3 protein-coding genes are annotated in these 6,000 nt (G+C 60.3%); 2 read left to right on the top strand and 1 reads right to left on the bottom strand.

Annotated elements, in window-relative coordinates; genetic code table 11:
• Positions 1-227: 227 nt before the first annotated feature.
• Positions 228-863: a TetR/AcrR family transcriptional regulator gene (locus tag VLA07_RS02815; RefSeq protein ID WP_096795816.1), complete on the bottom strand. Its 636-nt coding sequence runs from the start codon at positions 861-863 to the stop codon at positions 228-230.
• Positions 864-957: 94 nt separating this feature from the next.
• Between VLA07_RS02815 and VLA07_RS02810 the strand changes: the two genes are divergently transcribed.
• Both VLA07_RS02810 and VLA07_RS02805 read left to right on the top strand, forming a co-directional pair.
• Positions 958-2,058, top strand: coding sequence for an efflux RND transporter periplasmic adaptor subunit (locus VLA07_RS02810; RefSeq protein WP_096795817.1), 1,101 nt, complete (start codon positions 958-960; stop codon positions 2,056-2,058).
• Positions 2,059-2,064: 6 nt separating this feature from the next.
• Positions 2,065-5,133, top strand: a complete 3,069-nt coding sequence (locus VLA07_RS02805; RefSeq protein WP_333988367.1) for an efflux RND transporter permease subunit — start codon at positions 2,065-2,067, stop codon at positions 5,131-5,133.
• Positions 5,134-6,000: the final 867 nt, after the last annotated feature.

Genomic DNA, 6,000 nt, shown 5'->3' with positions numbered 1-6,000 from the left:
ATTGCCGAGCGGGTGGAGACCGAAGGCGAGTTATCGGTGATTCGCGAGATGGGCTTGTACGGAGTGCAGGGGCAGTTGTTCGGTGAACCCACGCCCTGGAAGTGAATCTTGGAGTAAGGCGGTGTCAGTGATGCCGTCTTCGCGAGCAGGCTCGCTCCCACATTGGAATGCATTTCAAATGTGGGAGCGAGCCTGCTCGCGAAGGGGGTAGACCAATCACCAGGTCTCTAGGGTCTGTAAGCCCGCATGAACAACCCCACTACCTCCTGCACATGACTCTCTGAGGCCTCTTCGCTCAGCGGCTCACCGCAGCAATACAGCAAACGAAAATTCCCTGCGCCCTTGATCAGGCAGAAGAAATGCTCGGCCGCATTACGCGGCAGGTCGATGCTCAGCGCGCCGGTCTCGTCGATGCGTTTCAGCAACCGTTCCATGCCTTGCACCATGCGCTCGGGACCGGCGTCGTAGAAAATCTGTGACAGCTTCGGATCCTGCGTGCCCAGCGCCATCATCAAGCGATGCAGATTCACCGACTCGTCGCTGTTGATCAGTTGATGAAAGCCTCGGGCAATGTTCAGCAACACATTTTCCACGGGGATTCCGGCGGGCAATTCGAAGAACAGCGGCGGTAGTTGCTCCTCGCATTTGGCCATCACCGCGGAGGAGAACAGCGTCTCCTTGTCGTTGAAGTGGCTGTAAACCGTCAGTTTCGACACGCCAGCCTCGGCGGCGACTGCGTCCATGCTGGTGTTGGCGTAGCCGTGACTCAGAAACAGGGTTTTCGCCGCGTCGAGGATCGCCCGGCGCTTGGCCGGATCCTTCGGACGGCCCGGGCCGTTTGGAGCTGCAAGATTGTTCGACATTCTTCGCTTTTAATACTGGACTGGTGAGTTTGCTATTAATACCATACCGGCCAGTATAAATATTCCAAGCACCATTAGCGAAAGGTCCGTCACCATGTTCCGCCATGCGTTGTCGTTTGCCGTGCCAGTCAGCCTGGCTGTTTTATTGTCCGCATGCGGTCAGGAAGAGGCGACGCAAGTCAGCGTTCGACCGGCCATGGTGGTGCAGCCAGAGCCTTCGGCGCAGGCGATGGAAAGTTATCCGGGCGAGGTGCGCGCCCGTTACGAACCGGATCTGGCGTTCCGCATTGGCGGCAAAGTCAGCCGACGACTGGTCGAGGAAGGCCAGCGCGTGAAGGCTGATCAACCATTGGCCGAGCTCGATCCGCAGGATGTGCGCCTGCAACTGGAAGCCACCCGCGCACAGGTCGCCGCCGCCGAAGCCAATCTGAACCTGGTGCGCGCCGAGCGTGACCGCTACAAGACTTTGATGGAGCGGCAGATGGTCAGTCGTTCGGCCTACGACAACGCGGAAAACCTCTACCGCTCCGGCGAAGCGCGCCTCAAGCAGATCAAAGCCGAATTCAACGTCTCGACCAACCAGGCCAGTTACGCCGTGTTGCGCGCGCCGCAGGACGGCGTGGTGGCCAAGCGTTCGGTGGAAGTCGGGCAAGTGGTTGCCGCCGGGCAAACCGTGTTCACCCTCGCCACCGATGGCGAGCGTGAAGTGTCGATCAGCCTGCCGGAGCAGAGCTTCGGACGGTTCAAGGTCGGCCAGCCAGTCACCGTTGAACTGTGGACTCAGCAGAACCAGCGCTTCGCCGGGCAGATTCGTGAGCTATCGCCGGCAGCCGACCCGAAATCCCGCACCTTCGCTGCGCGCATCTCGTTCACCAGCGGCAAGGTTCCGGCCGAACTCGGCCAGAGCGCCCGGGTGTTCGTGCAATCGGCAGAAAGCGTGCCGCTGTCCGTGCCGCTCTCGGCGCTCACCGCGGAAAACGGCGCGACCTACGTCTGGGTCGTCAACGCCAACAACACCCTGAAAAAGACTCCGGTGCGTATCGGCCCGTTTGGCGAGAAAAGCGTGCCGGTGCTCGAAGGCCTGAATGCCAGCGACTGGGTAGTCGCCGCCGGTGTTCACGTATTGCTCGAAGGCCAGCAGGTGCGTCCAGTGGATCGCTCCAACCGTGTGGTCAATCTGGCGGACAAGGAGTAAGTCCCGATGCGCTTCAACCTTTCCGAATGGGCGCTGCGTAATCGCCAGATCGTACTGTTTCTGATGCTTTTGCTGGCCATCGTCGGCGCCTTGTCCTACACCAAACTCGGCCAGAGCGAAGACCCGCCGTTCACCTTCAAGGCTATGGTCATCCAGACCCGTTGGCCGGGGGCGACCGCGCAGGAAGTCTCGCGCCAGGTCACCGAACGCATCGAAAAGAAACTGATGGAAACCGGCGAGTACGAACGCATCGTGTCGTTCTCCCGCCCGGGTGAGTCGCAGGTCACGTTTATTGCCCGCGATTCGATGCATTCCAAGGAAATCCCCGACCTCTGGTACCAGGTGCGCAAGAAGGTCAGTGACATTCGTCAGACCTTGCCGCCGGATATTCAGGGGCCATTCTTCAACGATGAATTCGGCACTACGTTCGGCAACATCTATGCGCTGACCGGCGACGGTTTTGACTACGCGGTGCTCAAGGATTACGCCGACCGTATCCAGATTCAGCTGCAACGAGTCAAAGATGTCGGCAAGGTCGATCTGCTCGGTTTGCAGGACGAGAAGATTTGGGTCGAGTTGTCCAACGTCAAACTCGCCACCCTCGGTTTGCCACTGGCGGCCGTGCAGCAAGCGCTGCAAGAGCAGAACGCGGTGTCCACCGCCGGCTTCTTCGAAACCGGCAGCGAGCGTGTGCAACTGCGGGTCTCGGGGAATTTTCAGACGGTCGAGGAGATCAAGAACTTCCCGATCCGCGTCGGTGACCGGACGTTCCGCATCTCCGATGTCGCCGATGTGCATCGCGGTTTCAACGATCCACCGGCGCCGCGCATGCGCTTCATGGGTGAAGATGCCATTGGCCTCGCAGTAGCGATGAAGGACGGCGGCGACATTCTGGTGCTGGGCAAAGCGCTGGAAGGCGAGTTCTCGCGCCTGCAGAAAAACCTTCCGGCCGGCATGCAATTGCGCAAGGTGTCCGACCAACCGGCGGCAGTGAAAACCGGGGTCGGCGAGTTCGTCCAGGTGCTGGTCGAGGCACTCGCGATCGTGTTGCTGGTGAGCTTCTTCTCCCTCGGCGTGCGCACCGGCATGGTGGTTGCGCTGACCATTCCGCTGGTGCTGGCGATGACCTTCGCCTGCATGTATTACCTCGGCATCGGTCTGCACAAGATCTCGCTCGGCGCGCTGGTGCTGGCGCTGGGCTTGCTGGTGGACGACGCGATCATCGCCGTGGAAATGATGGCGATCAAAATGGAACAGGGCTTCGACCGGATCAAGGCTGCGAGCTACGCCTGGACCAGCACCGCGTTCCCGATGCTCACCGGTACGCTGATCACCGCCGCGGGTTTTCTACCGATCGCCACCGCGCAGTCCGGCACCGGCGAATACACCCGTTCGATCTTTCAGGTAGTGACCATCGCCTTGCTCGCCTCATGGGTGGCAGCGGTGATGTTCGTGCCGTATCTGGGGGAAAAACTCCTGCCGGATCTGGCAAAGATTCATGCGGCCAAACACGGCACGACTGACGGGCAAGCCGACCCGTATGGCACGCCGTTTTATCAACGGGTTCGACGTCTGGTGGAGTGGTGCGTGGCGCATCGAAAAACCGTGATTGTGCTGACAGTGGGGCTGTTTATTGCGTCGGTGATGCTGTTCCGTTTCGTCCCGCAGCAGTTCTTCCCGGCCTCCAACCGACTGGAATTGATGGTCGATCTGAAGCTGGCTGAAGGTGCGTCGCTGGCCAACACCACGGCGGAGGTCAAACGCCTGGAAGCGATGCTCAAGGATCACGCCGGCATCGATAACTACGTGGCGTATGTCGGCACCGGTTCGCCGCGCTTCTACCTGCCGCTGGATCAACAACTGCCGGCGGCGAGCTTCGCCCAGTTTGTGGTATTGGCGAAAAACATCGAAGAGCGTGAGAGCTTGCGTACCTGGTTGATCGAAACCCTTAACGAGCAATTCCCGACCCTGCGTTCGCGGGTCACGCGTCTGGAAAACGGCCCGCCTGTTGGCTATCCGGTGCAATTCCGCGTCACCGGTGAACACATCGAGGAAGTCCGTGCGCTGGCGCGCAAAGTGGCGGCCAAGGTGCGCGAGAACCCGCACGTGGTCAATGTGCATCTGGACTGGGAAGAACCGAGCAAAGTGGTGTACCTGAACATTGATCAGGATCGTGCGCGGGCGCTCGGTGTGAGCACGGCCAATCTGGCGAAATTCCTCCAGAGTTCGCTGACCGGCTCGAGTGTCAGCCAGTACCGCGAGGACAACGAGTTGATCGAGATTCTGCTGCGCGGCACGGTGCATGAGCGCACCGAGTTGACGTTGCTGCCGAGTCTGGCGGTACCGACCGATAACGGTCGCAGTGTGGCGCTGTCGCAGATTGCCACGCTGGAATACGGGTTTGAGGAAGGGATCATCTGGCACCGTAATCGTCTGCCGACCGTGACAGTGCGTGCCGACATTTACGGCAAGGAGCAGCCGGCGACGCTGGTGAAGCAGATCGAGCCGACGCTGGATCCGATCCGTGCCGAATTGCCTGACGGGTATCTGCTGGATGTTGGCGGTACGGTGGAGGATTCGGAGCGTGGACAGAAGTCAGTGAATGCCGGGGTGCCGATGTTCATTGTGGTGGTGCTGACGTTGCTGATGGTGCAATTGCGCAGTTTCTCGCGTACGGCGATGGTGTTTCTGACGGCGCCGCTGGGGTTGATCGGGGTGGTGTTGTTTCTGATGGTGTTCCGCCAGCCGTTCGGGTTTGTGGCGATGCTGGGGACGATCGCGCTGTCGGGGATGATCATGCGTAACTCGGTGATTCTGGTGGATCAGATCGAGCAGGACATTGCCTCTGGTCTCAAGCCTTGGCAGGCGATTATCGAGGCGACGGTGCGGCGTTTTCGGCCGATTGTGTTGACGGCTTTGGCGGCGGTGCTGGCGATGATTCCTTTGTCGCGCAGTGTGTTTTTCGGGCCGATGGCGGTGGCGATCATGGGGGGGTTGATTGTGGCTACGGCTTTGACGCTTTTGTTTTTGCCTGCTTTGTATGCGGCCTGGTTCCGGGTGCGTCGCGACGCTTGATGGTTTTGGACTTGGCGGCCTTTGGGCCGACCATGTTCCTGGGGTTTTGGGAGTATATCCGTTTCTTCGGGGGTTGCGGCTGGCGGTTTCGCCCTTACGGCGACTCCCTTTGGCAAACGCCCCAAAGGAAGCAAAGGTCTTGGCCCCGGCGTACGGCCCTCGCTTAGGCTCGGGTTCCTTCGTTGCGGGGTTCATCCGGGGGCATCGCCTCCGGTTTGCTTCGCTGCACCTCCTCTCGATGTGTTTGGCTGCGCCAAACGGTCGCTGCGCTCCCACCCCCGGATAAACCCCTCCACTCAGCCTGCCGAAGGGGCCGGCACGGCAAGATCAAGAGCTTTCGGCGAGCTGACACTCGGCCATTTGAGTGGTGAAAAGCATGCGGTTTGTCTGGACTGCTTTGCTTTTCTGTAGGAGTGAGCCTGCTCGCGATGGCGGCCTTCGAGCCGACCACTCTCCAACAGAACCCCCCAATCCCACTGTGGGAGCTGGCTTGCCAGCGATGGCGGCCTGACAGCCGACCACTCTCCAACTGCCTGCACCCAACCCCACTGTAGGAGTGAGCCTGCTCGCGATGGCGGCCTTCGAGCCGACCACTCTCCAACAGCCCCCCCCAATCCCACTGTGGGAGCTGGCTTGCCAGCGAAGGCGGCCTGACTGCCGACCAATCTCCAACTGCCTGCACCCAACCCCACTGTAGGAGTGAGCCTGCTCGCGATGGCGGCCTGACAGCCGACCAATTTCCCACTGACCGCAGCCAATCCCACTGTGGGAGCGGGCTTGCCAGCGAAGAGGCCCGACCAGCCAGTCAACCTCTTTGGTCTGTTTAAAAATGTTCCAGATAACCAGAACCTTCCCACAAGGTTTTCA

This window comes from Pseudomonas sp. S3(2024) (assembly GCF_036861315.1).
GTDB classification, from domain to species: Bacteria; Pseudomonadota; Gammaproteobacteria; order Pseudomonadales; family Pseudomonadaceae; genus Aquipseudomonas; species Aquipseudomonas putida_A.
Note: the sequence above shows the minus strand (reverse complement) of the source record. Positions and strands in the feature narration are given on the sequence as shown.